Annotated in this window: 23 protein-coding genes; 12 read left to right on the top strand and 11 right to left on the bottom strand. The window is 65.7% G+C overall.

Annotation, left to right across the window (positions count from 1 at the left end):
• The first annotated feature begins 1 nt into the window (after nt 1).
• Both P0Y64_02965 and P0Y64_02960 read left to right on the top strand, forming a co-directional pair.
• Nucleotides 2-655: a Crp/Fnr family transcriptional regulator gene (locus tag P0Y64_02965; GenBank protein ID WEK43805.1), complete on the top strand. Its 654-nt coding sequence runs from the start codon at nt 2-4 to the stop codon at nt 653-655.
• A 323-nt stretch (nt 656-978) separates the two neighbouring features.
• On the top strand, nt 979-1518 hold the full coding sequence (locus P0Y64_02960) for a PEPxxWA-CTERM sorting domain-containing protein (GenBank protein WEK43804.1): 540 nt from the start codon (nt 979-981) through the stop codon (nt 1516-1518).
• A gap of 145 nt (nt 1519-1663) precedes the next feature.
• Here the strand turns inward: P0Y64_02960 and P0Y64_02955 are convergent, their stop codons facing one another.
• Entirely contained in the window at nt 1664-1897 is a 234-nt protein-coding gene (locus P0Y64_02955) for a hypothetical protein (GenBank protein ID WEK43803.1), read from the bottom strand.
• Between the two features lie 137 nt (nt 1898-2034).
• Nucleotides 2035-3972 (bottom strand): acetate--CoA ligase, encoded by a 1938-nt coding sequence (acs, locus tag P0Y64_02950; GenBank protein WEK43802.1) that lies wholly within the window; start codon nt 3970-3972, stop codon nt 2035-2037.
• Nucleotides 3973-4080: 108 nt separating this feature from the next.
• Between acs and P0Y64_02945 the strand changes: the two genes are divergently transcribed.
• A complete protein-coding gene (locus P0Y64_02945; protein WEK43801.1) occupies nt 4081-5097 on the top strand; it encodes an NAD-dependent epimerase/dehydratase family protein in 1017 nt (338 codons plus the stop codon).
• Between the two features lie 6 nt (nt 5098-5103).
• Here P0Y64_02945 and P0Y64_02940 read toward each other — a convergent pair whose 3' ends face one another.
• Nucleotides 5104-5589, bottom strand: coding sequence for a GNAT family N-acetyltransferase (locus P0Y64_02940; protein WEK43800.1), 486 nt, complete (start codon nt 5587-5589; stop codon nt 5104-5106).
• Nucleotides 5590-5613: 24 nt separating this feature from the next.
• Nucleotides 5614-6972 carry a short-chain fatty acyl-CoA regulator family protein gene (locus tag P0Y64_02935; GenBank protein WEK43799.1) on the bottom strand — a complete coding sequence of 453 codons (1359 nt, stop codon included), beginning with the start codon at nt 6970-6972 and terminating at the stop codon, nt 5614-5616.
• Between the two features lie 107 nt (nt 6973-7079).
• On the opposite strand from P0Y64_02935, the gene P0Y64_02930 reads away from it, so the two are divergent.
• The 7 genes from P0Y64_02930 to P0Y64_02900 all read left to right on the top strand — a co-directional run bounded on the left by P0Y64_02930 (nt 7080) and on the right by P0Y64_02900 (nt 16397).
• Nucleotides 7080-8606 carry an acyl-CoA carboxylase subunit beta gene (locus P0Y64_02930; GenBank protein ID WEK43798.1) on the top strand — a complete coding sequence of 509 codons (1527 nt, stop codon included), beginning with the start codon at nt 7080-7082 and terminating at the stop codon, nt 8604-8606.
• A 73-nt stretch (nt 8607-8679) separates the two neighbouring features.
• Nucleotides 8680-9099, top strand: a complete 420-nt coding sequence (gene mce, locus P0Y64_02925; GenBank protein WEK43797.1) for a methylmalonyl-CoA epimerase — start codon at nt 8680-8682, stop codon at nt 9097-9099.
• A gap of 10 nt (nt 9100-9109) precedes the next feature.
• Nucleotides 9110-9898: an enoyl-CoA hydratase-related protein gene (locus P0Y64_02920; GenBank protein ID WEK43796.1), complete on the top strand. Its 789-nt coding sequence runs from the start codon at nt 9110-9112 to the stop codon at nt 9896-9898.
• 20 nt (nt 9899-9918) lie between these two features.
• The gene (scpA, locus tag P0Y64_02915) at nt 9919-12060 is read left to right on the top strand and encodes a methylmalonyl-CoA mutase (protein ID WEK43795.1); all 2142 of its coding nucleotides are present in this window, start codon (nt 9919-9921) and stop codon (nt 12058-12060) included.
• Nucleotides 12057-13334: an O-acetylhomoserine aminocarboxypropyltransferase gene (locus tag P0Y64_02910; GenBank protein WEK43794.1), complete on the top strand. Its 1278-nt coding sequence runs from the start codon at nt 12057-12059 to the stop codon at nt 13332-13334. The genes scpA and P0Y64_02910 overlap by 4 nt, the downstream gene beginning before the upstream one ends.
• Before the next feature lie 5 nt (nt 13335-13339).
• A complete protein-coding gene (gene bioB / locus P0Y64_02905) occupies nt 13340-14338 on the top strand; it encodes a biotin synthase BioB (protein ID WEK44953.1) in 999 nt (332 codons plus the stop codon).
• 76 nt (nt 14339-14414) lie between these two features.
• Nucleotides 14415-16397: an acetyl/propionyl/methylcrotonyl-CoA carboxylase subunit alpha gene (locus P0Y64_02900; GenBank protein WEK44952.1), complete on the top strand. Its 1983-nt coding sequence runs from the start codon at nt 14415-14417 to the stop codon at nt 16395-16397.
• 30 nt (nt 16398-16427) lie between these two features.
• On the opposite strand, the gene P0Y64_02895 is transcribed toward P0Y64_02900, so the two are convergent.
• Genes P0Y64_02895 through P0Y64_02875 form a run of 5 tightly spaced genes read right to left on the bottom strand, consistent with a single transcriptional unit; the run spans nt 16428 to nt 21600 of the window.
• Entirely contained in the window at nt 16428-17030 is a 603-nt protein-coding gene (locus tag P0Y64_02895; protein ID WEK43793.1) for a nucleotidyltransferase family protein, read from the bottom strand.
• Nucleotides 17017-17940 carry an XdhC family protein gene (locus P0Y64_02890; GenBank protein ID WEK43792.1) on the bottom strand — a complete coding sequence of 308 codons (924 nt, stop codon included), beginning with the start codon at nt 17938-17940 and terminating at the stop codon, nt 17017-17019. Before P0Y64_02890 ends, P0Y64_02895 begins: the two co-directional genes overlap by 14 nt.
• Nucleotides 17940-20138, bottom strand: coding sequence for a xanthine dehydrogenase family protein molybdopterin-binding subunit (locus P0Y64_02885; GenBank protein WEK43791.1), 2199 nt, complete (start codon nt 20136-20138; stop codon nt 17940-17942). The genes P0Y64_02890 and P0Y64_02885 overlap by 1 nt, the downstream gene beginning before the upstream one ends.
• Nucleotides 20135-21103 (bottom strand): xanthine dehydrogenase family protein subunit M, encoded by a 969-nt coding sequence (locus P0Y64_02880; GenBank protein WEK43790.1) that lies wholly within the window; start codon nt 21101-21103, stop codon nt 20135-20137. The genes P0Y64_02885 and P0Y64_02880 overlap by 4 nt, the downstream gene beginning before the upstream one ends.
• Nucleotides 21100-21600, bottom strand: coding sequence for a 2Fe-2S iron-sulfur cluster-binding protein (locus P0Y64_02875; GenBank protein WEK44951.1), 501 nt, complete (start codon nt 21598-21600; stop codon nt 21100-21102). The genes P0Y64_02880 and P0Y64_02875 overlap by 4 nt, the downstream gene beginning before the upstream one ends.
• Before the next feature lie 118 nt (nt 21601-21718).
• Between P0Y64_02875 and P0Y64_02870 the strand changes: the two genes are divergently transcribed.
• Nucleotides 21719-22711: a glycerophosphodiester phosphodiesterase gene (locus P0Y64_02870; GenBank protein ID WEK43789.1), complete on the top strand. Its 993-nt coding sequence runs from the start codon at nt 21719-21721 to the stop codon at nt 22709-22711.
• Entirely contained in the window at nt 22708-22962 is a 255-nt protein-coding gene (locus P0Y64_02865) for a hypothetical protein (protein ID WEK43788.1), read from the top strand. The genes P0Y64_02870 and P0Y64_02865 overlap by 4 nt, the downstream gene beginning before the upstream one ends.
• Nucleotides 22963-23069: 107 nt before the next feature.
• Here P0Y64_02865 and lpdA read toward each other — a convergent pair whose 3' ends face one another.
• The gene (lpdA, locus tag P0Y64_02860) at nt 23070-24464 is read right to left on the bottom strand and encodes a dihydrolipoyl dehydrogenase (protein ID WEK43787.1); all 1395 of its coding nucleotides are present in this window, start codon (nt 24462-24464) and stop codon (nt 23070-23072) included.
• A gap of 115 nt (nt 24465-24579) precedes the next feature.
• Nucleotides 24580-25929 carry a glutathione-disulfide reductase gene (gorA, locus tag P0Y64_02855; protein WEK43786.1) on the bottom strand — a complete coding sequence of 450 codons (1350 nt, stop codon included), beginning with the start codon at nt 25927-25929 and terminating at the stop codon, nt 24580-24582.
• Nucleotides 25930-26011 lie beyond the last annotated feature (82 nt).

Below are 26011 nucleotides of genomic sequence, written 5' to 3'. Positions count from 1 at the left end.
GATGGATGTCGAGGCCCTCGCGCTGCGCGCTATCTGGTTCGCGCACCTGCCGGCGCCGTTGCGCGCGGCATTGCTGCGCGCGGGGCGCGTCGTGCGGCTCGCGCCCGGGCAATGGGTTTACGGCGAGGGTGATGAGGAAACGGGCCTGGTCCTGGTGCTCGATGGTGCGTTGAGGATCGAGGCGTCGCTGGGGGCGGAGCGCGACGTGCTGGTAAATCTCGCGCCGGCGGGGAGCGCGTTCGGCCAGTCGCGGCGCGGCGGCGGCGGCCCGCGCATCGCCACCGCGCGCGCGGCGGCCCGCGCGACGATCGTATTGCTGATCGCGGACAGTGCGCTGGAACGGGTCGCGGCGGATCAACCCGCATTGTGGCGCGCGGTGAGCGAACTCGTTTACGGCCAGCTCGACGCGATGGTGCACCTCGCCGCGCAACTGATCGGGCTGAACCCGCGTGGCCGCATCGCGGCGCGGCTGCTGGCGCTGGGCGGTGGCGGCGTGGCGGCGGTAAGTCAGGCCGATCTCGCGGAAATGTGCGGCCTTTCGCGCAAGGTGACCAACATGCATCTCGCGGCGCTGGAGCACGGCGGCGCGATCACCCGTGGCTATGGCCGGATCGTGATCGTCGCGCCGGCGATCCTGCGGCGATTGGCGGCGTGATCGCGAACGCTCTCGCTTGAATCTTGCACGGCCGGAGTGGTGATTGAACGTGTTCCAGTCCTGGCGGATGGCATTCCGTCAGCAAGCAGGAAACCAACGCCAAGTCGTCGCTCCGGAGTGTCGATGCTTCGTTTGTGGCAGGCGCGGCGTTGATGATCAAAAGTCCGATGTGCGCATAGGGGCGCGACAGATCCATGTCTCAAAATGGGAACGCGACATGCGATCCACTTACGCAATTGCCACGTTTCGATTAACCATGTGCAGGGGAGCTTCGCTATGTTCTGACATACGCCAGGCAACTCTGCATAAAACGGGGGTTTTACATGCGGATATCTGTTTTGCTCGCTTCCGCAGTCGCCGTGGCGGCTGCATCACCATGCGCTGCTCAAACGGCGACTTTCGTCCTTACCGGTTCCCACACAGCAAACTTCATCCTGCCACTTAGCCCGACCGATATCGATCCGGCAGGACACAATGCCGGTCTGGACGATCCAACGATCTTCGCCCTTACCAGTTCGGCCACCGTCGATGGTACGATGTCGCCAATTCTCTTCCACTTCTACACCGCGGAAGGCGGTGGCGGGATGGATATCATCGGGTTGGGTCTCAACTTCTTCCGCTTTTCTCCGGCGGGGGATTCGGTGTTCAAAGGCACCATCTACAGCCCCACATTTCTTCCCGGAGAATATGACTTCACCGATTTCGAAGTGCCCGGCCTGGCTTATCACCTGTCGATCAATGCGAACGCGCTGGCAGGCATTCCGGAACCGGGTAGCTGGGCGATGATGCTGGCGGGGTTCGGTGGCATCGGCTTTGCGATGCGTCGACGCCAAAAGGTCAGGACCAACGTTTCGTTCGCCTGAGCGAACCGCAGAAGATCATGGAGCCGCCGCCCTTGGGATAGGCGGCTCTTCTGCGTTTGTGGGAATGGCAATCAGTGGCGCGCGGGTAGCGTCGCGGTCGACGAACTTTATATCGTTTGAATCAAGCGCGCGGTGGTTATCGCCCTCAGGCGAGCGCGGCCATGTAATGCGCGCATTTGCGGCGGCGTTCCTGACCCTGCAGGGTGAGCACGATATGGCCGAGCTGGCGGCGGATCAGGCCCTGATCGGTGAGCGCATCGATCGTTGGCTGGGGCTGTTCGCGCGGCAGAATCAGGATCGTGCCGGCGCGCCGCGCCGACCATAGGATACGTTCGATTTCTTCCGGCGGAAGCGGAGTGCCGGAACCATGCTTAGCCATTTGACCCCCCGACCCGGGACGCTTGCGGCATTTATTTATGTGCCGCTGTCCCCATTTCGGACTGATTCGAATCGATTCGTCAAGTGTGAGGCTGGACGAAAGATGTTGCCGAAAGGTGAATCGGGGGATTCAAAGGATTAACCGACTCTATTTACGACAAGATCCTCCACCACCGAGGGGTCCGCGAGGGTGGAGATGTCGCCGAGGTTCGATGTGTCGCCCTCCGCGATCTTGCGCAGGATGCGGCGCATGATCTTGCCCGAGCGCGTCTTGGGCAGGCCCGGCGCGAACTGGATCGCATCAGGGGTGGCGATCGGGCCGATTTCCTTGCGCACCCATTGCTTCAGCGCGGCGTTAAGATCGTCCGACGCGACCTCGCCCGCGTTCAGCGTCACATAGGCGTAGATGCCCTGACCCTTAACGTCGTGCGGCATGCCGACCACGGCCGCCTCGGCGACCTTTGGATGGAGCACCAATGCGCTTTCCACCTCGGCCGTGCCCATGCGGTGGCCGGAGACGTTGATCACATCGTCGACACGGCCGGTGATCCAATAATAGCCGTCCTCGTCCCGGCGGCAGCCGTCGCCGGTGAAATACTTGCCGCGGTAAGTGGTGAAATAGGTCTGGAAGAAGCGTTCGTGATCGTTCCACACGGTGCGCATCTGGCCGGGCCAGCTCGCGGTGATGCACAGATTGCCGCTGGCCGCGCCGTCCAGCACCGCGCCGGTTTCGTCGACCAGTTGCGGCCGGACGCCGGGGAGCGGACGGGTCGCCGATCCCGGCTTCAGATCGGTCGCGCCGGGCAGGGGGGCGATCAGCGCGCCGCCGGTCTCCGTCTGCCACCAGGTGTCGACGATCGGGGAGCGGCCTTCGCCGACGACATCATAATACCAGCGCCAAGCCTCGGGGTTGATCGGCTCGCCCACCGTGCCGAGCAGGCGAAGCGAGGCGCGGCTGGTCCGCTGGACGGGCGCGTCGCCCTCCTTCATCAGCGCGCGCAACGCGGTGGGCGCGGTGAAGATGGTGTGGACCTGATGGCGATCGACCACCTGCCAGATGCGGCTGGCGTCGGGCCAGTTGGGCAGCCCTTCGTACATCAGGGTCGTCGCGCCGTTCGCGAGCGGGCCATAGACGATATAGGTGTGCCCGGTGACCCAGCCGATATCGGCCGCGCACCAGAAGACGTTGCCCGGCCGGTAATCGAACACGAGATCGTGGGTGAAGCTCGCCCATAGTAGATAGCCGCCGGTGGTGTGCAGCACGCCCTTGGGCTTGCCGGTGGAACCAGAGGTGTAGAGCACGAACAGCGGGTCTTCGGCGCCCATCGGCTCGGGCGGGCAATCGGCGGACACGCTCGCGGCCGCATCGTGATACCAGATGTCGCGCTCGCCCATCGCGACGTCGCCGCCGGTCGCCTTTACCACGATGACCTTTTCGAGGCTCGGCGCGCGCGGGGCCGCGGCATCGACATTGGCCTTGAGCGGCACGCGCTTGCCGCCGCGCCGGCCCTCATCGGCGGTGATGACGAGCGTTGAATCGCAATCCTGGATGCGCCCGGCCAGCGCATCGGGGGAGAAGCCGCCGAACACCACCGAATGGATCGCGCCGATCCGCGCGCAGGCCAGCACCGCGAACGCCGCTTCGGGGATCATCGGCAGATAGACGGTGACGCGATCGCCCTTCTTTACGCCCTGCGCCTTCAGCACATTGGCGAAGCGGCATACCTCCGCATGGAGCTGGCGATAGGTGAAGCGCTTCGGCTCCTCCTTGGGATCATCCGGCTCCCAGATGATCGCGATCTGATCGCCGCGCTCGGCAAGGTGGCGGTCGATGCAATTGGCGGCGACGTTGAGCACGCCGTCCTTGAACCATTCGATGTGGAAATCGGCTTCGTCGAACGACCAGTCGCCGGCCTTGGCGGGCGCGGTCATCCAGTCGAGCCGTTTGGACTGTTCCAGCCAGAACCCATCGGGATCGCTGACGCTGGCCTGATACATCGCGTCGTAACCCGCCTGATCGACCTTTGCGTTCGCGCGCCATTCGGCGGGGACGGGGTGCAGTTCCTGTTCGGCCATGAAACTCTCCTTGAGCCGCCCCCGTAACCGCGCCGCCGCCGGGGGACAACTTGGCAGTGCATCGGTTTCGCTATAAAACCCATTGCAAGAAACAGGAGAGGATGGCGGATGGCTGGCACTGTGCTCGTGACTGGAGGCAGCGGCTATATCGCCGGCTTCCTGATCCAGCGGCTCATCGAGCGCGGCTGGACCGTCAATGCAACGATCCGCAACCTCGCAAAAGAGCCGGAAGTCCGCGCCGCGCTGGGCGTGCCGGCGGACAGATTGCGCTTCTTCGCCGCCGATCTGGAGCATGATGCGGGCTGGGCGGAAGCGGTGGCCGGATGCAGCCATGTCGCGCACGTCGCCTCGCCGTTTCCGCTGGGCAAGGTGACGGACGAGATGCTGATCCCGCCCGCCCGCGATGGCGCGTTGCGCGCGTTGCGCTTCGCAAAGGAGGCGGGGGTGAAGCGCTTCGTGCTCACCTCTTCGATGGCGGCGATCGCTTATGGCCATCCGCCCGCCAACGGCGTCGGCTTCACCGAGGAGGAATGGACCGACGTGAACGCGCCGGGCGTCGCGCCCTATATAAAGTCGAAGACGATCGCCGAGCGCGCCGCGCGTGACTGGATGGCGCAGAATGGCGCGGGGATGGAATTCTGCTCGGTCAATCCCAGCGCGGTGCTTGGGCCGGTGATGAGCGGGGATTTCTCCACCTCGATCCAGATCATCGAGCGGCTGCTCAACGGCTCGATCCCCGGCTATCCGCGCATCGGCTTCGCGGTGGTCGATGTGCGTGATCTCGCCGATCTCCATGTCCTCGCGCTGGAGACACCGGGGCTGGATGGCGAACGCTTCCTCGGCGGCGGCCGCTTCATGATGATGGAGGAGGTGGGAGCGGTGCTGCGCGCGAAGTTGGGCGAGAAGGCGCGCAAGGTGCCCAAGCGCCGCATCCCGGATTTCGTCGTGCATTTGCTCGGGCTGTTCGACGGCAGCATCAAGCAGGTGGTCGGCGAGCTTGGCCGTGTCCGCGCGGTCGATCCCGAACATACCGCGAAAGTGCTCGGCTGGCGCACGCGCGACGAGGAGCAATCGATCATGGATACCGCCACCAGCCTGATCGAGCGCGGGATCGTGAAGGTGTGACGCGGCTCAGGCGGGGGCGAGCGAGCGGCGCATCAGCCAGGTGTTCGCGCCATAGGCACCGGGGCCGACATAAGCGAAGCCCTGCGCCGCCCAGAATGTGTCCGCACCGTTGACCGCGATCAGCGTGATCTCGCTGAGCCCGGCGGCGCGCGCCTGATCCGTTGCCAGCACGATCGCGGTCCGCCCGGCGCCGCTGCCGCGTGCGGACGGCAAAAGCGCGATATCGTGGAGGTAAAAGGTATCCGCATCGGCCGGGATCGCGCCGAGCTTCGCGCCCAGTGCCGGCGGGCGGTCGCGATACCACGGATGGGTGATGATATAGCCCGCGATGCCGTCTGCCCCGGCAAGTACCAGGCAACCAGAGGGATATAAGGCCAGCCGTTCGGCGTAGATCGCGCGTTCTTCGGTATAGGATGCGTGGACGCGATCAGCGATCGCGGTGACCGTCGAAAGGTCGTCCGTCGTCATCCCGCGCCATTGATAGTCCGGCATTCGATCGTTCCACTTTCGGTTGTTTCACACCACGCGATACGGAACGACGCGGCGGATCGCCGGCTCCACCGTGATCGCGCGGTCGGTCGGCGGGAAAGCGCGCTGATCGCAATCGTCGCGCGGGCATAGCCGGCAGGAAATGCCGATCGGGGTGGGGGCGCGGGTGCGGTCCACCGCGTCGGCATAGACGAAATCGGCGGCATGGGTCGCCTCGCACCCCAGCACCACCGCGTAGCGGCGCGGGCTGCGCGCGAAGCTGCCGGATGGCTTCACCAGCCCCTTCGCCATCGAGATATAGCGCACGCCGTCCGGCGTTTCGGCATGCTGGACGAGGATGCGATCGGGAATCGCGACCGCCTCATGCACGTGCCACAACGGGCACGCGCCGCCGAAGCGCGCGAATTGCAGCCGGGTGGCGGAATGGCGCTTGGTGATGTTGCCCGCCATATCGACGCGGCAGAAGTAAAAGGGCACGCCCTCCGCCCCGGCGCGCTGGAGCGTCGACAGCCGGTGGCACGCCTGCTCGAAGCTCACCCCGAAGCGGCGCGACAGGCGGTCGATATCGTGGCGCAGTCGCCGCGCCTCGGCGCGAAACGCGGCATAGGGCATCACCAGCGCGCCCGCCGCGTAATTGGCGAGGCCGACTGCGAGCAGCCGCCGTGCCTCCGCGCCGGGCACGTCGGCGCCCGCAACGATCGTCTCGATCTCGTCGGCGAAGGCGGTTGCGGCAAGGCGGTGCGCGATCAGGAAGCGCCGGCTTTCGGGCGGCAATGCGGCGTTGAGCGTGAGGGTCGCACCGTCGAAGCGCGCGAGCGGGGCATCCTCGTTTTTATCCGCTGCCAGCGCGATACCATGATCGCGCAACACATCCCCCAGATCGCCGGGGGATGCCGCCGCCAACGCTTCCGCCGCGCGATCGAGCGGATCGACGTAATTCCCCGCCTCGTGGAACCAGTCGCGCACCGCTTCCCACGGCAGTCGCGCGCCGGTGCCGGCGGTCATCGATTCCTCCGCGATCGCCAGCCGTTCCTCCGCCGCGCGCTTGGCGGCGTGAAGCGCGATGAGGCGATCGGCCACGTCCGGGCGCTCCTCCGCCAGCCGTGCCGCATCCTCGGCATCGAGCGGGGCGAGCGCCGGATCGGCCAGCGCCTCGCCCAGCGCGGCGAGTCGTCGCGCCGGCGCTTCGCCCTCGATCGCCGCCAGCGCGTGAGGGTAATGGCGGGCGAGCGCGGTGGTGACGGCCGCGGTAAGCGGCCGCTCCCCGGTTTCGAGCTGCGAGAGATAGCTGACGGAAAGCCCCAGCCGCGCCGCCATGGCGCGCTGGTTCAGCCCCGCGGAAAGGCGTAAGGCGCGCAATTGCTGGCCAGCGTAGAGCCTTGGCATCGTGCGCCGATCCTAGTTCGCAAACCGCGCTTTCGCAAATTCGCAAGTTCACATTTGCGCTTCGCCCTCGCGCACGTCAGGAGGGCGCGTTGCACCCGGAGAAACGCATGTCGTCGACGATCGAGGAACTGGAACGCAAGCGCGCCGCAGCGCGGCTTGGCGGCGGGCAGAAGCGCATCGACGCGCAGCATGCCAAGGGCAAGCTCACCGCGCGCGAACGCGTGGACGTGCTGCTCGATGAGGGCTCGTTCGAGGAGCTCGACATGTTCGTCGAGCATAATTGCGTCGATTTCGGGATGCAGGATCAGATCTTCCCCGGCGACGGCGTGGTTACCGGATCGGGCACGATCAATGGGCGGCTGGTGTTCCTGTTCAGCCAGGATTTCACCGTGTTCGGCGGATCGCTGTCCGAGCGTCATGCGCAGAAGATCTGCAAGGTCATGGACATGGCGATGAAGGTCGGCGCGCCCGTCATTGGCCTGAACGATTCGGGCGGCGCGCGCATTCAGGAGGGCGTCGCCTCGCTCGGCGGCTATGCGGAGGTGTTCCAGCGCAACGTGCTCGCATCGGGCGTGGTGCCGCAGATCAGCGTCATCATGGGCCCCTGCGCCGGAGGTGCAGTTTACTCCCCCGCGATGACCGACTTCATCTTCATGGTGAAGGATTCGAGCTACATGTTCGTCACCGGCCCCGATGTGGTGAAGACGGTGACCAACGAGGTGGTGACGCAGGAGGTGCTCGGCGGCGCGATCACCCACACCACCAAGACCAGCGTGGCGGATAATGCGTTCGAGGACGATATCGAGGCGCTGCTCGCGGTGCGTGATTTCGTCGATTACCTGCCGGAATCGAACCGCTCGCCCGTGCCGGAACGCCCGACCGACGATCCGTGGGACCGGCTGGAGCCGAGCCTCGACACGCTGATCCCGCCATCCGCCAACCAGCCGTACGACATGCACGAGCTGATCCGTAAGGTGGTGGACGAGGGCGAGTTCTTCGAAATCCAGCCCGGCCACGCCGGCAACATCATCTGCGGCTTCGGCCGGATCGAGGGCAAGTCGGTGGGCTTCGTCGCCAACCAGCCGATGGTGCTGGCGGGCGTGCTCGACATCAATTCATCGAAGAAGGCGGCGCGCTTCGTCCGCTTTTGCGATGCGTTCGATATCCCGATCGTGACCCTGGTCGACGTGCCGGGCTTCCTGCCGGGCACGTCGCAAGAGCATAACGGCATCATCAAGCATGGCGCGAAACTGCTGTTCGCTTATGCCGAGGCGACCGTGCCGAAGATCACCGTCATCACGCGCAAGGCCTATGGCGGCGCCTATGACGTGATGGCGTCAAAGCATCTGCGCGGTGATCTCAACTACGCCTGGCCGACCGCCGAGATCGCGGTGATGGGCGCGAAGGGCGCGGTGGAGATCATCTTCCGTGGCCTCAACGAGGAAGGCATCGCGGAAAAGACGCGCGAATATGAAGCACGCTTCGCCAACCCGTTCGTCGCGGCGGCCAAGGGCTTCATCGACGAGGTGATCCAACCGCACTCCACCCGCCGCCGCATCGCGCTGGGCCTGCGGAAACTCCGGGGCAAGAGCCTGGAGAATCCGTGGAAGAAGCATGACAATATTCCGTTGTAAGTGATGTGCTCCCGCAAAGGCGGAAGCACAGGCCGGCCTCCCGCACTTGCGGGGAAACACTGAGGAATTGGATATGCAGCTTGGAAGGCTGAATCACGTCGGCGTCGCGACGCCGTCGATCGCCAAGTCGATCGAGACCTATCGCTTGCTGCTCGGCGCGACCGCGATCGGGGATCCGTTCGACCTGCCGGCGCAGGGGGTGAAGGTGTGCTTCATCGATGCGCCGAACACGCAGATCGAGCTGATCGAGCCATATGACGAAACCTCGCCGATCGCGGGCTTCCTCAAGAAGAACCCGGCCGGCGGGCAGCATCACGTCTGTTTCGAGGTGCCGGACATTCACGAAGCCGCCGCGCATATGAAAGCGAATGGCGCGACCGTGCTGGGGAGCCCGCGCATCGGCGCGCATGGCACGCCGATCGTGTTCGTCCACCCCAAGGATTTCGGCGGCATGCTCGTCGAGCTAATGGAAACGCCAAAAGGCGAGCACTGAGGAGAGCGACATGGCTGAATACGAAACGATCCTGACCGAAAAGAAGGGCGATGTCCTCGTCATCACGCTCAACCGCCCCGATCGGCTCAACGCCGCATCGTTGCAGATGGCGGAAGATCTGACGACCGCGCTTTATAACCTGCAAGGCGCGCGCGCGGTGCTGATCACCGGCGCGGGGCGTGCGTTTTGTTCGGGCGCCGATCTTCAGGCACGCGGCGGCGCGAGCGCGGTGAGCGGCGGCGATGCGAGCCACCGTGCGCTGATGAACTATTACAACCCGGCATTGTCGCAGATCATGCGGCTGTCGGTGCCGGTCGTCACCGCGGTCAATGGCGCGGCGGCTGGCGTTGGCTGCTCGATCGGTCTGGCCGGTGATTTCGTATTCGCGGGCAAGTCAGCCTATTTCCTCCAGGCGTTCGTCAACATCGGGCTGGTGCCGGATGGCGGATCGAGCTGGCTGCTGGCCAAGACGATCGGTAAGGCGCGCGCGACGCAGATGATGATGCTGGGCGAGCGGATCGGCGCGGAGCAGGCCGAAAGCTGGGGCCTGATCTACAAGGCGGTCGACGATGCCGCGTTGCAGGAAGAGGCGCTGGCGCTGGCGACGCGGCTCGCCGCCGGGCCGACCGTCGCGCTGTCGACGATGCGTCGCAACATCCTGACCGCGCTCGACGGGTCGTTCGAGGAGGTGCTGCGCGCCGAGGCCGAGGGTCAGCGCACCGCCGGTGGTTCCGAAGACGCACGCGAGGGCGGGATGGCCTTCCTCGAAAAGCGCAAGCCGGTGTTCAAGGGCGCGTAACGCCCCGGAGTTAGAGTGACATGACCGATAGCAAGCCGACGCTCGATAACTGGTCCGCCGCCGCCGCCAAGGAGGTGAAGGGCAAGGATCTCACCTGGCAAACGCCGGAGGGGATCGCGGTCAAGCCGCTCTACACCGCAGCCGACGTGACGGTCGATCCGGGCCTGCCCGGTTTCGCGCCGTTCACGCGCGGCGTGCGCGCCTCCATGTATGCCGGGCGGCCGTGGACGATCCGGCAATATGCCGGTTTCTCCACCGCCGAGGAATCGAACGCTTTCTATCGCCGCAATCTCGCGGCCGGGCAGAAGGGCCTGTCGGTCGCGTTCGATCTCGCGACGCACCGTGGCTATGACAGCGATCACCCGCGCGTGACGGGCGATGTGGGCAAGGCCGGCGTGGCGATCGACAGCGTCGAGGACATGAAGATCCTGTTCGACGGCATTCCGCTCGATCAGATGTCGGTTTCCATGACGATGAACGGCGCGGTGATCCCGATCCTCGCCTTCTTCATCGTCGCGGGCGAGGAGCAGGGGGTCGAGCGCAAGTTGCTCGACGGGACCATCCAGAACGACATCCTGAAGGAGTTCATGGTCCGCAACACCTATATCTACCCGCCTGAGCCGAGCATGCGGATCATCTCGGACATCTTCGGCTATACCAGCCGCGAGATGCCGAAGTTCAACAGCATCTCGATCTCCGGCTATCACATGCAGGAAGCGGGGGCGACGCAGCTTCAGGAGCTGGCGTTCACCATCGCCGATGGCATGGAATATGTGAAATACGGCGTCGCCTCCGGACTTGATATCGACAAGTTCGCCGGGCGGCTGAGCTTCTTCTTCGCGATCGGCATGAACTTCTTCATGGAGGTGGCGAAGCTGCGCGCGGCGCGCGTGCTGTGGCATCGCGTGATGACCAAGCTGGGCGCGAAGGACGAGCGCAGCAAGATGCTGCGCACGCACTGCCAGACGAGCGGCGTCTCGCTGACCGAGCAGGATCCGTATAACAACGTCATCCGCACCACGATCGAGGCGATGGCGGCGATGCTGGGGGGCACCCAGTCGCTCCACACCAACGCGCTCGACGAGGCGATCGCGCTGCCGACCGACTTCTCCGCCCGTATCGCGCGCAACACGCAGATCGTGATCCAGGAAGAGACGGGGATGACCAAGGTCGTCGATCCGCTCGGCGGCAGCTATTATATCGAGAGCCTGACGCAGCAGCTCGTCGATGGCGCGTGGGAGATCATCGAGCGCGTCGAGCGCGAGGGCGGCATGGCCAAGGCGGTCGCCGCCGGCTGGCCCAAGGCGATGATCGAGGAAGCCTCGGCGGGCCGCGCCGCGCGGGTCGATCGGGCTGAGGACGTGATCGTCGGCGTCAACAAATATCGCCTCGCCAATGAGGACGAGATCGAGATCCTCGATGTCGACAACCATGCCGTGCGCGAGGCACAGATCCGCCGCATCAATCAGGTGAAGGCGACGCGCGATCAGGCGGCCTGCCAGGCGGCGCTCGATGCGCTGCGTGAAGGCGCGAAGGGCGACGGCAACCTGCTCGAACTCGCCGTCGCGGCGGCGCGGGCACGCGCGACGCTCGGCGAAATCTCGCTGGCGATGGAGGATGTGTTCGGACGCTTCGGCACCTTCCCGACGCCGGTGAAGGGCATTTACGGCGGCGCCTATACCGATGACGAGCGCTGGACGCGCTTGCTGCGCGGCGTCGATTCCACCGAGAACCGGTTGGGCCGCAAGCCGCGTATCTTCGTCGCGAAGATGGGGCAGGACGGGCATGATCGCGGGGCAAACCTCGTCTCGTCGATGTTCGGCGATCTCGGGTTCGAGGTGGTCGCCGGGCCGTTGTTCCAGACGCCGCAGGAAGCCGCCGCGCTGGCGCTGGAGAAGGACGTTGACGTGGTCGGCGCCTCCAGCCTCGCGGCCGGCCACAAGACGCTGATCCCCGAACTGATCGGCCATCTGAAGGATGCCGGCCGCGCCGACATCAAGGTGGTGGCGGGCGGCGTGATCCCCGCGCAGGACTATCAGGCATTGTACGATGCCGGCGTGCAGGCGATCTTCGGCCCCGGCACCAATCTCATCAAGGCGGCGGAGGACGTATTGCGGTTGCTCGGCCACAACATGCCGCCTGAATCGGAAGCAGCGGAATGACCGACCAGCATATCGAAACCCTCGCCGTCCATGCCGGCACGGCGCCCGATCCGACCACCAAGGCGCGGATCACGCCGATCTATCAGACGGCATCCTATGTGTTCGACGATGTCGATCACGCGGCGGCGCTGTTCAACCTCGATGCGCCGGGCAATATCTATACGCGGCTGATGAACCCCACCAACGGCGCGCTTGAGGGCAAGGTCGCGGCGCTGGAGGGCGGCGTGGCGGCGCTGGCGGTGGCATCGGGCCATGCCGCGCAATTCCTCACGTTCCACACGCTGATGGAACCGGGCAAGCATATCGTCGCGGCGAAGCGGCTTTACGGCGGGTCGCTCAACCAGATCGGATCGAGCTTCAAGAAGATGGCGTGGGACGCCACCTTCGTCGATGCCGACGATCCAGCCAATGTCGCGGCGGCGATCACCGAGGATACTCGCGCGGTGTTCATCGAGAGCCTCGCCAACCCCGGCGGCGTGGTGCAGGATATCGAAGCGATCGCCAAAGTCGCGCATGACGCTGGCGTTCCGCTGATCGTCGACAATACGCTGGCGACCCCGGTGCTGTGCCGCCCGATCGAGCATGGCGCGGACGTGGTGGTGCATTCGCTCACCAAGTTCCTGAACGGCCATGGCAATTCGATCGGCGGGATCATCGTCGATGCGGGCACGTTCGATTGGACGAAGGGCGGGAAATATCCGTATCTGAGCCAGCCGAACGAATCCTATCACGGCAAGGTGTTCACCGAAGCGTTCGGCAATGCCGCCTTCATCCTGGCGTGCCGCGCGCTCGGCCTGCGCGATCTCGGCCCAGCGCTGGCGCCGATGAACGCCTTCCTCGCGCTGACCGGCATGGAGACGCTGGCGCTGCGCATGGAGCGCCATTGCGCCAACGCGCTGGCGCTGGCCGAATGGCTGTCGAACCATCCCAAGGTGGCATGGGTATCCTATGCCGGACTGCCGGGCGACCATTATCACGCGCTCGCGCAACGCTATCTCGGCGGCAAGGGTGGGGCGGTGTTCACCTTCGGGCTGAAGGGCGGATATGAGGCGGGCATCGCGCTCGTCTCCGGGGTCAAGCTGTTCAGCCACCTCGCCAATCTGGGTGACACGCGCTCGCTGATCATCCATCCCGCATCGACCACCCACCGCCAGCTTCCCGACGCGGAACGCGCCGCCTCAGGCGCGGGGCCGGACGTGGTGCGCGTGTCGGTGGGGATCGAGAATATTTCCGACATCATCGCCGATCTGGCGCAGGCATTGGACGCTGCATGAACGACATGACCACCCGCAATGACTGGACGCGCGAGGAAGTCGCCGAGCTGTTCGCGTTGCCATTCGACGAACTGATGTGGCGCGCGCAATCCACGCATCGCGCGCATCACGCGGCGGGCGAGGTGCAGATGTGCACCCTGCTCTCGATCAAGACCGGCGGCTGCCCCGAAGATTGCGGCTATTGCTCGCAGTCCGCCAGCGCCGAAAGCGGCGTCAAGGCGACCAAGCTGATGGACCCGCGCGCCGTGCTCCAGATGGCGGCGCAGGCGAAGGACAGCGGCTCGCAGCGTTTCTGCATGGGCGCGGCGTGGCGCAACCCGAAGGACAAGGACATGCCCGCCATCATCGAGATGGTGAAGGGCGTGCGCCAGATGGGCATGGAAACCTGCATGACGCTGGGGATGCTTACCCCAGCTCAGGCAAGCCAGCTCGCGGATGCCGGGCTCGATTACTACAATCACAATATCGACACCTCGCCCGAGCGCTATGACTCGGTCATCACCACGCGCACCTTCGCCGATCGGCTGGAGACGCTGGAGAATGTCCGCAGCGCGGGCATCAATGTGTGCTGCGGCGGGATCGTCGGCATGGGCGAGACGCGCGAGGATCGCGTCGGCTTCGTCCACGCGCTCGCCACCTTGCCGCGCCACCCGGAAAGCGTGCCGGTCAATGCGCTGGTGCCGGTGAAGGGCACGGTGCTGGGTGACATGCTCGCGGACACGCCGCTCGCCAAGATCGACGATATCGAGTTCGTCCGCACCGTCGCGGTGGCGCGCATCACCATGCCGATGAGCATGGTGCGGCTGAGCGCGGGTCGCGAGAGCATGTCGGAAGCGACGCAGGCGCTGTGCTTCATGGCGGGCGCGAACTCGATCTTCACCGGCGACAAGCTTCTCACCACCGGCAATCGCGGCGACAGCGCGGACGCGGCGCTGTTCGCGAAGCTGGGCGTCCGGCCGATGGTGGCCGAGGAGCCAATGCGGGTGTGCGAGGCGGCTGAGTGAACACGCCATTGCGCGTTGTGATGATTGATTAAATTCCGTTCCGGCGTGTTCACGCCCGGCGATTGAGTTGAGGAAGCTGATGTTCAAGAAAATCCTTGTCGCCAATCGTGGCGAGATCGCTTGCCGGGTGTTTCGCACGGCGAAGAAGATGGGGATCGCGACGGTCGCGGTCTATTCGGATGCGGATGTGCGTGCGCCGCATGTGTTGATGGCGGACGAGGCGGTGCGGCTCGGACCGGCACCGGCGGCGGAAAGTTACCTCAAGGCCGATCTGATCCTTGCGGCGGCCAAGGCGACCGGCGCGGATTGCATCCATCCCGGCTATGGTTTCCTGTCCGAGCGTGAGAGCTTCGCCCGGGCGTGCGCGGACGCGGGCATCGCCTTCGTCGGCCCGCCGCCCAAGGCGATCGCGGCGATGGGCGACAAGATCGAATCGAAGAAGCTCGCCAAGGCGGCTGGCGTCAACGTCGTACCCGGCTTCCTCGGTGAGATCGCGGATACCGAGGCGGCGGTGAAGATCGCGTCCGACATCGGCTATCCGGTGATGATGAAGGCCTCGGCCGGCGGCGGCGGCAAGGGGATGCGGCTCGCCTGGTCCGAAAAGGACGTGCGCGAGGGCTTCGAGGCGACCAAGCGCGAGGGTCTGGCGAGCTTCGGCGACGATCGCGTGTTCATCGAGAAGTTCATCGAAAGCCCGCGCCACATCGAGATTCAGGTGCTCGGCGATCAGCACGGCAACATCGTCTATCTGAACGAGCGCGAATGTTCGGTGCAGCGTCGCCACCAGAAGGTTGTCGAGGAAGCGCCGTCGCCGTTCGTCACGCCCAAGATGCGCAAGGCGATGGGCGAGCAGGCGGTCGCGCTGTCGCGCGCGGTCGGCTATTACAGCGCGGGCACGGTCGAGCTGATCGTCTCCGGCGCGGACAAGACCGGCGAGAGCTTCTACTTCCTCGAAATGAACACCCGGCTTCAGGTGGAGCATCCGGTGACGGAGGAGATCACCGGGCTCGATCTGGTCGAACAGATGATCCGCGTCGCGGCCGGCGAGAAACTGTCGTTCGCGCAGAAGGACGTGAAGATCAACGGCTGGTCGGTCGAGAACCGCGTCTATGCCGAAGATCCGTATCGCGGCTTCCTGCCCTCGATCGGTCGCCTCGTGCGCTACAATCCGCCGGCGGCGACCGATGGCGTGCGCGTCGATGACGGCGTGCGCGAGGGCGGCGAGGTCAGCATGTTCTACGATCCGATGATCGCGAAGCTGATCACCCATGGCAAAACGCGCGAAGAGGCGATCGACAAGCAGATCGCGGCGCTCGATGCGTTCGAGATCGCCGGGCCGGGCACCAACCTCGATTTCGTCTCCGCGCTGATGCAGCACCCGCGTTTCCGTTCGGGCAACATCACCACGGGGTTCATCGCGGAGGAATATCCCGATGGCTTCCATGGCGCCCCGGCATCGGATGCGCTGGTGCGGACGCTGGCCGGCGTTGCGGCGCATGCGGCGGTCGAATGGGCGGAGCGCGCGCGGCTGGTCGATGGCCAGCTTGGCGCCACGCTCGCGGCGCCGGACGAATGGGTGGTGCGGATCGGCAAGGCCGATCACGCGGTGACGATCGATGCCGATGGCGTGACGGTGGACGGCGTGGGCGTCGATGGCGACATCGTCTATGCCCCCGGCGATCGCATCGCGACGGTCGACGGCAAGGAGCCGCTGACGGTGAAGATCGCGCGCACCAGCACCGGCTTCACGCTCAACGTGCGCGGCGCGACGCACAAGGCGCGCGTGCTGCCGGCGCGGATTGCACCTTATGCCAAGCATCTGATCGAGAAGGTGCCGCCCGATCTGTCGCGGTTCCTGATCGCGCCGATGCCGGGCCTGCTCGTCCGCCTGGACGTGAAGGAAGGCGACAAGGTCGAAGCAGGGCAGGCACTCGCGGTGGTCGAGGCGATGAAGATGGAAAACATTCTTCGCGCCGAAAAATCCGCCGTGGTGAAGACCGTCAGCGCCGCTGCGGGCGAGAGCCTGCAGGTCGATCAAGTGATCCTGGAGCTGGAATAACGGAAAGATTGCCGGGGGCGGTGGATGAATTCACCGCCCTCGCGCTTCCGGGGCGTTGACGAGCGCGCGGAGCTGCTCCAGCTCCTCCGGCGTGTCGACGTCGATCAACTCCTGCTCATTGGCGACGACGTGGACGCCGGCGGAGATCATGTCGCGCGCGCCCTGATCGCCCGTGATCGCGAGCACCTCATCAAAGCGCGCCGCGCCGAACAGCACCGGCGGCAACGGAAAACGGCCGTTGCTGGAAGCCACCACGGCATGTTCCCCATCCGCGGCATCGAGCAGACGATAGATGTGGGTCGCGGTAACGCGCGGCATATCGGCCAATGCGATGATCACCGCCGTCGCGCCGTGCGCTCTTGCCGTCTCCACCCCCATTCGGACCGATGACGCCATGTCGCGTTCGGGCGCATCGTTGTGGACGATCGTGAAATTATGCCGGGCGTAATCGATTTTGGTGCCGTTGACGATCGCGATCCGCTCCATGAACGGCACGTCCTCCAGCGTCACCGCGATATGCAGCCCCAGTGGGCGTGACAGAAACAGCTCGTCGAGTTTGGAGCTGATATCGCCGAACCGCTCGGATTTCCCGGCGGCGAGCAGCACGAGCACGGTTTTCTCAACCTTGATCATTGAATCGTCCTATCATTGCTGCGGCGATGGAAAGCGCGATCTCCGCCGGGCCGATCGCGCCGATATCCAGGCCCACCGGCGCGTCGATACGGTCGAGCGCATCCGATGCCACGCCCGCCGCGCCCAGCCGTTCGCGCCGCGCGGCGTGGCTGCGGCGGCTGCCGAGCGCGCCGACATAGCCGGCGCGGCTGGCGAGCGCGGCGATCAACGCGGGATCGTCGATCTTGGTATCGTGGCTCAAGGTAACGACGGCGGTGGAGGGGCCGGGGCGGTGCGCGGCGACGGCTTCGTCGGGCCAGCGGTCATCGAGCGTGGCGGCCGGGAAGCGTTCTTCGGTCAGGAAACGGCCGCGCGGGTCGATCACCACCGTCTCGATGCCCAGCGTATGCGCCAGCCCGACCAGCGCCTGCGCGATCTGCACCGCGCCCACGATCAACAGCCGGCGCGGCGGATCGTAACGGTTGACGAAGGCATCGGCGGTGCTGGGCAAATCCATGCCGCTATGCCCGGTGGAAAGATCGGTGGTGACGGAAAGCGCCGTTCCCGCATCGCGCGCGGCACGGATACGATCGAACAGCGCGGGGTCGAAGCCCGCCGCCGCCACCGGTTGCACCAGCACCGCGATCTCGCCGCCACAGGGCAGCCCGACCTCCCACGCGCTCGCGTCCGCCACACCATAATGTTTGAGCTGGAACGGCGCGCCGGCGATCACCTGCGCGGCGGTGTCCAGGATATCGCCCTCCACACAGCCGCCGGAAACCGATCCCTCGAACCGGCCGTCGGCATGGACGAGCATATGGCTGCCCCGCGGGCGCGGCGCGGAGCCCCAGGTCGAAACCACGGTGGCAAGCGCCATCGGCGCGCCTTTCCACGCTTCGGCGGCGGTCAGGACTGTATCATTGTCGGCCATCAGATCGGCGGAAGCCCCATCAGCAATTTATCCGGTGTAATCGGCATGTCGCGCACGCGCACGCCGCACGCATCGAAGATCGCATTGGCCACCGCCCCGCCCGCGCCGGAGATGCCAAGTTCGCCGATCCCCTTGGCGCCCAGCGGATTGGCGTGACGATCGATCTCCTCGACGAACCAGGCCTCGATCTGCGGCACATCGGCATTGGCGGGGATGTGATATTCGCCGAAATCGCGGTTGACGATCGCGCCGCTGCGCGGATCGACATGCGCTTCCTCGTGCAGCGCATAGCCCAGCCCCCAGATCATCCCGCCGATCGCCTGACTCCGCGCGGTCTTGTGGTTGAGGATACGCCCGCAATCGAACACGCCGAGCATCCGCTTCACACGCACCTCGCCGGTCACCGCATTGACCCACGCCTCGCAGAATTGCGCGCCATGCGTCGCCTGAGCGAAGCGGCGGTTGTTCGCGCCGGGGTGGATCGTGCCAATCGCGGACAGCGATGTGTCGCCAACCAGTTCGCCCAGCGGCACGCGGCGGTTGCCGGCGATGGCATGGCCGTCCTTCAACGTCATATCCTCCGGCGGTGTGCCCATCGCCTCGGCCAGTTTCGCCACGATATCCTCGCACGCCAGCGCGACCGATGAGGCGGACGAAGAAGCCCCGAACGATCCGCCCGATCCCGCGCCGGTCGGCAGATCGCTGTCGCCGAGCCGCACCGTGACGCGTTCGATCGGCAGCCCGAGCGCCTCACCCGCAACCTGCGCCAATATCGTATAGGTGCCGGTGCCGAGATCGGTCATGTCGGTCTCGACGATCGCGTTGCCCTCCGGCGTTAGCGTCACTCGCGCGCTGGAATCCACGAGGAAATTCACCCGCGCGGCAGTCGCGACGCCATGGCCGATCAGCCACTCGCCCTCGCTGCGCCGCTCGCGGGTTTCCCAGCCGAAGCGCCGCGCGCCTTCGTCGAAACACTCGATCAGCCGGCGGGACGAGAAAGGCCGGCCGGTGGTGGGATCGTTTTCCGGCTCGTTGCGGCGGCGCAGCTCGATCGGATCGAGGCCGAGTTCGCGCGCCAGCTCGTCCATCGCGCATTCCAGCGCGATCATGCCGACAGCCTCGCCCGGCGCGCGGACCGGGCCGTGCGCGACGAGATTTACCGGCGCGATCCGCGTCGTGAAGCTGCGATGCTCGCCGCGATAGAGCGCCACCGCACCCAGCGGCACCGGCTCGAACGAGCGCGCACCGACTTTCTGGCTGACGAGGCTATCCTGCCCACAACCGATCAACCGGCCATCGGCATCGGCGGCAAGCCGGATGCGCTGATAGGTGTCCGACCGGCCATAACAAGCGTGGAAAATCTGTTGCCGTGCCAGCGCCACCTTCACGGGGCGCCCGAGCCGTTTCGCCGCGACGGCGGCGAGCAACGCGTCCGCGCTGACATTCTTCCCCCCGAAGCCGCCGCCGATGAATGGCGAGATCAGCCGGATATCCTCGGCCGCGATGCCGAGCGAGTTCGCCAGCACCGGGCGCGCCTGTCGGAAAATCTGCATCGAACAGCGCAACGTCAGCTTGTCGCCATCCCACTCGGCGATCGCGCCGTGCGGCTCCATCGCGCCATGGACCTGTCGCGGGGTGGAATAATGCACGTCGATCGCCACCGCCGCCTCGGCCATCGCGCGATCGATATCGCCGCGCACGATATTGGGGAGCAGCGCGCCCTCCGGCGGATCGAAGGCGTCGTCCGCGCCGTCCTGCGTGGTGAACACGCCGTCTTCGGCCGCGCAGGTGACGATCACCGCGCGGGCGGCGGCGCGCGCCGCCTCGAAGCTCTCGGCGACCGCGACGCCGACCACCTCGCCCCAGCTCTCGATTGTGCCGTCATAGGGCTGCGCGCGATCCTGCCCGAACACCGGGGTCTGGCGGGGGAGGGCGGCGTCGCCGGCATAGATGGCGATAACGCCCGGCATCTTTTCGGCGGCGCGCGTGTCGATCGCGGTGACGCGGCCCTTGCCCACGGCTGCGGTGATCGCGACGCCCCAGGCCATGTCGGCGAGCTGATGCTCCAGCGCATAGGTCGCGCTGCCCGTCACCTTCGCCGGGCCGTCGATCCGGTCGAGCGGCTTGCCGAGCACGCCCTGCACCCCGCGATCGAGCGCGAGCCCGGCGTGCGCCTCGTCCATGCGATATTCGCTCATGCGGTCAAATCCCGTAGCGCGGCGATCAGTACGCGGCGGGCGAGCGGGATCTTGAAATCGTTGTGCCCGAAGCCGCGCGCGTCCTTCAGCAACGCATCGGCGGCATCGGCGAAGGCTTCGGCTGTCGGCGCCTTGCCGACCAGCGCCGCCTCCACCACGGGATCGCGCCACGGGCGCGGCGCGAGGCCGCCGAAAGCGAGCGCCGCCGATGCGATTTTGCCGCCGTCCATCCGCACCACGCCCGCCAGCGAGACAAGCGCGAAGGCATAAGACGCACGATCGCGCACCTTGCGATAGAGGTGCCGCGCACCCGCCACCGGCGCGGGCAGCTCGACATGGGTGATCAGTTCGCCGGTCTTCAGCATCGTCTCCATCTGCGGCGTGTTGCCGGGCAGGCGATAGAAATCCGCGATCGGCAGGCGTCGCCGGTCGCCACCTGGCGCGAGCGTGACGATCACCGCGTCGAGCGCCTGCATCGCCACCGGCATGTCACCCGGATGCGTGGCGATGCACTGGTCGCTCGTGCCGAGCACCGCATGGATGCGGTTGAACCCCTCGCGTGCGTCACAGCCAGCGCCCGGCGTCCGCTTGTTGCAGCGCGCGGCGGTGTCATAGAAATAATAGCATCGCGTCCGCTGAAGCAGATTGCCCCCGGTCGTCGCCTTGTTGCGAAGCTGGCCCGAGGCGCCGGCGAGCAGCGCACGGCTCAGCACCTCATAACGCTCGATCACTCGGGCGTCGGCGGCGAGATCGCTGTTCGGCACCAGCGCGCCGATCGTCAGGCCGCCATCCGCGCGTTCCTCGATCCGCGCGAGATCGAGCCGGCTGATGTCGATCAGCCGCTCGGGCGTTTCCACTTCGAGCCGCATCAGATCGAGCAAATTGGTGCCCCCGGCGATGAAGCGCCCACCTGCCGCCACCGCGCCTTGCGGGCTTTGTGCGCGAGAATAGTCGAACGCCCTCATGCGGCAGTCTCTCGCGCCACGTCGCGGATCGCATCGACGATATTGGGATAGGCCGAGCAGCGGCACAGATTGCCGCTCATCCGCTCCGAAATCTCATCGTCGTCGAGCGCGGGGTGGGCGAGATCGGCGGAAACGTGGCTCGGCCAGCCCTTCGCCATCTCATCAAGCATCCCCACTGCCGAACAGATCTGCCCCGGCGTGCAATAGCCGCATTGATAGCCGTCATGCCGGACGAACGCGGCCTGCAAGGGATGGAGATCGCCGATCGAGCCAAGGCCTTCGATCGTCGTAATGTCATCGTCCTGATGCATCACCGCCAGCGTGAGACACGCATTGATCCGCCGCCCGTTCACCAAAATGGTGCACGCCCCGCACTGCCCGTGGTCGCAACCCTTCTTGCTGCCCGTCAGGCCGAGATGTTCGCGCAGCAGATCGAGCAGCGACGTGCGGATATCGACATCCGCCTCGTATCGCGCCCCGTTGATCGTAAAATACATGGCTCGCTCTCCGTCTGCCGACAGGGTAACGCTGGGTGCAATGTTGGTTTCCATGCGAACGATAACCATTCCATTGGCTTTACTGGTGTCGGCGTGTGGAACCGGGCAGGATCGGCGGATGCCCGAGTCGATTGCGCCGCTTTCCGATCCCATTGTTATCGCGCATCGCGGCGCGAGTGGAGAGCGTCCCGAACATACGCTTGGTTCCTATGAACTGGCGATCGCGGAGGGGGCGGATTTCATCGAGCCCGATCTGGTGCCAACGAAGGACGACGTGCTCATCGCGCGGCATGAGAACGAGATATCGGAGACGACCGACGTTGCCGATCATCCCGAGTTCGCATCGCGCAAGACGACCAAGACGATCGACGGGCGGAACCAGAGCGGCTGGTTCGTCGAGGATTTTACGCTCGCCGAGTTGAAGACGCTGCGCGCGAAGGAGCGCCTGCCGCTGCTGCGCCCCGATAACCGCCAATATGACGGCAAATTCGCGATCCCGACGCTGGCAGAGATCATCGCGCTGGCGAAGCAGCACAATGTCGGGATCTATCCCGAAACCAAGCACCCGACCTATTTCGCGTCGATCGGCCACCCGACCGATGAATTGCTGGTGCGGCAGTTGCAGGCGGCGGGATGGAATACGCCCGAGGCGCCGGTGTTCATCCAGTCTTTCGAGGTGAACAACCTGAAGCGTATCCACAAGCTGACCGGCATCCGCCTCATCCAGCTTGTCGACAAGGAGGGCGGCCCGGCGGATGGCGCCGCGCCGAGCTATGACGAGATGCTGACGCGCGACGGGATGCGCGATATCGCGACCTACGCTTTTGGTATCGGCCCGAACAAGGCGATGCTGTGGGATGGAAAAGTGCCGACCGGGCTGGTCCGCGCTGCCCATGCCGCAGGCCTGCGCGTCCATCCATGGACTTACCGCGCGGAGAATTACTTCCTGCCTTCCGGCTATCGCGACGGGCTCGACCCGCGCGGCCACGGCGATCTCGATGGCGAAATTTCGGGGGCGCTGTCGCGGGGGCTCGACGGGTTCTTCACCGATTTTCCCGCGATCGGCGTCGCGGCGCGCAATCGCGCGCGTGAAGCGCGGCACGCGAAATGAGGCGCGGGGTCACGGCGTTGCTCGCGCTTGGCGTGCTTATCGGCACGGCGGGTTGCGTGCGGACCGTTGCCACCGTGGTCACGGCGCCGGTGCGCGTGACTGGCAAGGTGATCGACTGGAGCACGACCAGCCCATCCGAACGGGACCGGAAATACACCCGCGAAATGCGCAAGCGCGAGGAACGTTGCCGCAAACATCCTGACCGCGAGGAATGCGCGCAGGGCGGCTACGCGGAGGCACCGCCGAGATAGGCGGTCGACAGGATTCGGCGAAGCAGGCGCGATAAACGCGCTGGCGGCCGGTCCCGCCGCGACGGCACCGCGCCACAGCCTTCCGGCGATGGCGCGGCGCTGCGCGATCAGATGTGAATGGCTTTTCCGCGCACGGCCATCGCGGCTTCCTTGATCGCTTCCGAATGCGTCGGATGGGCGTGGCAGGTGTAGGCGATATCCTCGCTGGTCGCGCCGAATTCCATCGCCTGCGCGGCCTGAGCGATCATCGTGCCCGCGACGCTGGCGATGCACCACACGCCGAGCACGCGATCGGTCTTCGCGTCGGCGATCACCTTCACGAAGCCGTCCGGCTCATGGTTGGTCTTGGCGCGGCTGTTGGCCATCATCGGGAATTTGCCGACCTTCACCTCGCCGCGTTCCTTGGCGGCTTCCTCGGTCAAGCCGACACCGGCGATTTCGGGCCAGGTATAGACGACGCTCGGGATCACATCGTGGTTCACGATGCCGTGCTGGCCGGCGATATTCTCCGCTACGGCAATGCCCTCGTCCTCCGCCTTGTGCGCGAGCATCGGGCCGGGAATGACATCGCCGATCGCCCACACGCCCGAAACGGCGGTGCGGAAATCATGATCGGTCTCGATCTGGCCGCGCTGGTTGGTGGCAAGGCCGATCTTGTCGAGCGCGAGGCCGTCGGTATTCGGCCTGCGGCCGATCGACACCAGCACGCTATCCGCCTCGATCGCCGTCGCTTCGCCGCCAGCAGCCGGCTCCACCGTCAGCGTGGCCGTGCCGCCATCGACCTTCACGCCGGTCACTTTGGTGCCGAGCTTGAATTCGATGCCCTGCTTGCGGAAAATCTTGTTCGCTTCCTTGCGGACCTCGCCGTCGAAGCCGGGCAGGATCTGATCGAGGAACTCGACGCAGGTCACCTTCGCGCCGAGCCGCCGCCACACCGAGCCAAGCTCCAGCCCGATCACGCCGCCGCCGATCACGACCATATGCTCGGGCACCTTGGGCAGTTCCAGCGCGCCGGTCGAATCGACCACGACCTTTTGGTCGATCTCCACGCCGGGCAGCGGGGTGACCGAGGAGCCGGTGGCGATGACGATGTTCTTCGCGGTGACCTTCGCGCCGCCGACGGAGACGGTATGGGCATCCTCGAACGCGGCGCGGCCCTTGAGCCAGGTCACCTTGTTCTTCTTGAACAGGAATTCGATGCCGCCGGTGAGCTGCTTCACCGCATCGGTGCGCTGGCCGTGCATCGTATCGAGATCCAGCTCGGGCGTTACCTTGATGCCCAGCTTGGCGAACGCGCCATTGGCCGCCGCATCATAATATTCGGACGCATGGAGCATCGCCTTGGATGGAATGCAGCCGACATTGAGGCAGGTGCCGCCCAGCGTCTCGCGCGACTCGGCGCATGCCGTCTTCAGGCCGAGCTGCGCCGCGCGGATCGCCGCGACATAGCCACCCGGACCTGCGCCGATTACCAGCACGTCAAAGTCGAATTCGTCAGCCATGGTCGTTTGCTCTTCGATATCGGGGGTGCTGCGCGACATAGACCTTGCCCACGGTGAGGCAACCCCCGGCGTGTCCGTCACCGCGACCCGGCGGCGAAACGGGGGAGGGCGGCGCCTATTTAAGCAGCACCAATTCCTCCGCCATCGTCGGGTGGAGCGCGACGGTTGCGTCGAACTGCGCCTTGGTCAGCCCCGCCTTCACCGCGATCGCGGCGGACTGGATGATCTCCGCGACATCAGGCCCGATCATATGGATGCCGACGACCCGATCCGTCTCGCCATCGCACACCATCTTGTAGAGCGCGCGCTCCTCGCGCCCTGCGAGCACGTTCTTCATCGGCCGGAAATCGGAAGAATAGACCTTCACCGCGCCAAGCTTGTGCCGTGCCTCCGCCTCGGTCAGGCCGACCCCGGCGATCGGCGGGTGACTGAAACAGGCGTTGGGCACGCAATCGTAATCGACCGGCGGGCTACCCTTGCCGAACAGATTCTCGGCCAGCGCCTGCCCCTCGCGGATCGCGACGGGGGTGAGCTGGATGCGGTTGATGACATCGCCGATCGCGTAGATCGACGGGCAGGCGGTGCGGTTGTTCACATCGACCTTCACCGCGCCCTGCGCATCGACCTCGACGCCAGCGCTCTCCAGCCCCAGTCCTTCGGTATTGGGCAGGCGGCCGGTGGCATACATCACGCAATCCACCGTCACCGGCTCATGGCCGGACATATGGACCGTCAGGCAGCCGTCATCGCCCTTCACGATCTTCTCGAACGTTGCATCGAAGCGGAATTCCAGCCCCTTGGTGATGCTGATCTGGAGCAGCCGGTCGCGGATTTGCTGGTCGTAGCCGCGCAGGATTTCCTTCGATCGGTTCATCACGATCACATGCGCGCCGAACTGGTGGAAGATCCCGGCGAATTCATTGGCGATATAGCCCGCGCCGGCGATCAGCACGCGCTTCGGGATGGCCTCCAGATGGAAGGCCTCGTTCGAGGTGATGCCATGCTCGCTCCCCGGAAAATCGGGGACGTGCGGCCGCGCGCCGCTGGCGATCAGGATTTTCCCGGCGGTTTTGACGGTCCCATCGGCCAGCGTGATCTCATTGGGGCCGGTGATGACGGCGCGTTGGTGGATGATTTCCACCGCGTTCGATTCGAGCGTCGTCGTATAGGCGCGATTGATCCGATCGACCTCGGCGAACATGTTCGCCTGCAGCGTCTTCCAGTCGAACGCGCAATCCTTCGGCACTTCCCAGCCGAAGCGGCGCGCGTCCTTCAAATCCTCCGCGAAATGCGCGCCATAGACGAGCAGCTTCTTGGGCACGCAGCCCCGGATGACACAGGTGCCGCCGACGCGATATTCCTCCGCCACCGCCACGCGCGCGCCATGCGCCGCCGCGACCCGGCTGGCGCGCGTGCCGCCGGAACCGGCGCCGATGGTGAAAAGGTCATAATCGTAATCGGCCATTCGTTTCACTCCGCGCGGGTTCCGCCCGCAGATATGGGGCCGGAGCCCTAGGCGGAAGGGCGGAAATGTCGATCACTGTGAG

Origin of the sequence: Candidatus Sphingomonas colombiensis (assembly GCA_029202845.1) — a bacterium.
Lineage (GTDB): Bacteria > Pseudomonadota > Alphaproteobacteria > Sphingomonadales > Sphingomonadaceae > Sphingomonas > Sphingomonas colombiensis.
Note: the sequence above shows the minus strand (reverse complement) of the source record. Positions and strands in the feature narration are given on the sequence as shown.